This is a genomic window from Pseudomonas jinjuensis (assembly GCF_900103845.1).
Classification (GTDB): domain Bacteria; phylum Pseudomonadota; class Gammaproteobacteria; order Pseudomonadales; family Pseudomonadaceae; genus Pseudomonas; species Pseudomonas jinjuensis.
Map to the genome: position 1 here is coordinate 1 of NZ_FNIJ01000031.1, position 1,412 is coordinate 1,412.

The 1,412-nt window shown below is 52.5% G+C and carries 1 rRNA gene; it reads left to right on the forward strand.

Annotation, left to right across the window (positions count from 1 at the left end):
- Positions 1-1,412: ribosomal RNA gene (locus BLR75_RS26275) — 23S ribosomal RNA — on the forward strand; the annotation flags it as partial.

The following is a 1,412-nucleotide window of genomic DNA, read 5'->3' on the forward strand; positions in this document are numbered from 1 at the left end:
TAGAACGCTCTGGAAAGTGCGGCCATAGTGGGTGATAGCCCCGTATATGAAAGGTTCTGGGAAGTGAAATCGAGTAGGACGGAGCACGTGAAACTTTGTCTGAACATGGGGGGACCATCCTCCAAGGCTAAATACTACTGACTGACCGATAGTGAACCAGTACCGTGAGGGAAAGGCGAAAAGAACCCCGGAGAGGGGAGTGAAATAGAACCTGAAACCGTATGCGTACAAGCAGTGGGAGCCTACTTTGTTAGGTGACTGCGTACCTTTTGTATAATGGGTCAGCGACTTATATTCAGTGGCGAGCTTAACCGAATAGGGGAGGCGTAGCGAAAGCGAGTCTTAATAGGGCGTTTAGTCGCTGGGTATAGACCCGAAACCGGGCGATCTATCCATGAGCAGGTTGAAGGTTAGGTAACACTGACTGGAGGACCGAACCCACTCCCGTTGAAAAGGTAGGGGATGACTTGTGGATCGGAGTGAAAGGCTAATCAAGCTCGGAGATAGCTGGTTCTCCTCGAAAGCTATTTAGGTAGCGCCTCACGTATCACTCCAGGGGGTAGAGCACTGTTTCGGCTAGGGGGTCATCCCGACTTACCAAACCGATGCAAACTCCGAATACCTGGAAGTGTCAGCGTGGGAGACACACGGCGGGTGCTAACGTCCGTCGTGAAAAGGGAAACAACCCAGACCGCCAGCTAAGGTCCCAAAGTTGTGGTTAAGTGGTAAACGATGTGGGAAGGCTTAGACAGCTAGGAGGTTGGCTTAGAAGCAGCCACCCTTTAAAGAAAGCGTAATAGCTCACTAGTCGAGTCGGCCTGCGCGGAAGATGTAACGGGGCTCAAACCACACACCGAAGCTGCGGGTGCCACGTAAGTGGCGCGGTAGAGGAGCGTTCTGTAAGCCTGTGAAGGTGAGTTGAGAAGCTTGCTGGAGGTATCAGAAGTGCGAATGCTGACATGAGTAACGACAATGGGAGTGAAAAACTCCCACGCCGAAAGACCAAGGGTTCCTGCGCAACGTTAATCGACGCAGGGTGAGTCGGTCCCTAAGGCGAGGCTGAAGAGCGTAGTCGATGGGAAACAGGTTAATATTCCTGTACTTCTGGTTACTGCGATGGAGGGACGGAGAAGGCTAGGCCAGCTTGGCGTTGGTTGTCCAAGTTTAAGGTGGTAGGCCGAACACTTAGGCAAATCCGGGTGTTCAAGGCCGAGAGCTGATGACGAGCTTTCTTTTAGAGAGCGAAGTGGTTGATGCCATGCTTCCAGGAAAAGCTTCTAAGCTTCAGGTAACCAGGAACCGTACCCCAAACCGACACAGGTGGTCGGGTAGAGAATACCAAGGCGCTTGAGAGAACTCGGGTGAAGGAACTAGGCAAAATGGCACCGTAACTTCGGGAGAAGGTGCGCCGG